Below are 590 nucleotides of genomic sequence, written 5' to 3' on the forward strand. Positions count from 1 at the left end.
GCTGGCGCTCTCCCAGGCGGCCGATGTGCGTGCCTTCGCCGAGGGCATACTCGCCACCCTCGAGAAGGGTACGGGCGAACGGGACTTCCGTCTCTTCGACGACGGCTACACCGACGCGTACGCGAGGGTCGGCTACGACGGCGAGGAACTGTACTTCACGGCCGGGGCGTACTTCGACATCACCCAGGACTTTGTCGGCTTTTCCGCGCAAGGCGAGCCTCTCTACAGCAACCCCATGGGCACGGCCTACCTGGAACTGACCGATATGTCGCCGGCGGATCCCCGGTACCTGACGGGATGCGCCCTCGCTCTGCTCGCCGCCCTCTGATCGAGTGCACGCGCATCGGTTCTACGAAGGGCTCGTCTGCGGCATAGGTAGAAGACCTCAGGGATCGCCATTGTCGAGGCCGTGCACCTTCCTATCGGGCTGCCAGTCGGCCCACTTACCAGCGCAGATCCCACCTTGGACCTCAATGTCACTGGAGTACTAGAGCCCCAGACAGCTCAGCGCCTGGTGGTAGGCGTACACGCTGGGCGCGGTGTCGCCGGCGCGCTCGAGCACCTGCGCCGAGGTAAGCCACATCTGCGCG

General features: G+C 65.3%; 1 protein-coding gene. It reads left to right on the forward strand.

The features are described from left to right. The coding region (locus tag ABD810_RS40865; protein WP_344953984.1) for a hypothetical protein at nt 1–328 on the forward strand (328 nt) is incomplete at its 5' end. Nucleotides 329–590 lie beyond the last annotated feature (262 nt).

The sequence above is a fragment of the Sphaerisporangium flaviroseum genome (assembly GCF_039537005.1).
GTDB lineage: Bacteria > Actinomycetota > Actinomycetes > Streptosporangiales > Streptosporangiaceae > Sphaerisporangium > Sphaerisporangium flaviroseum.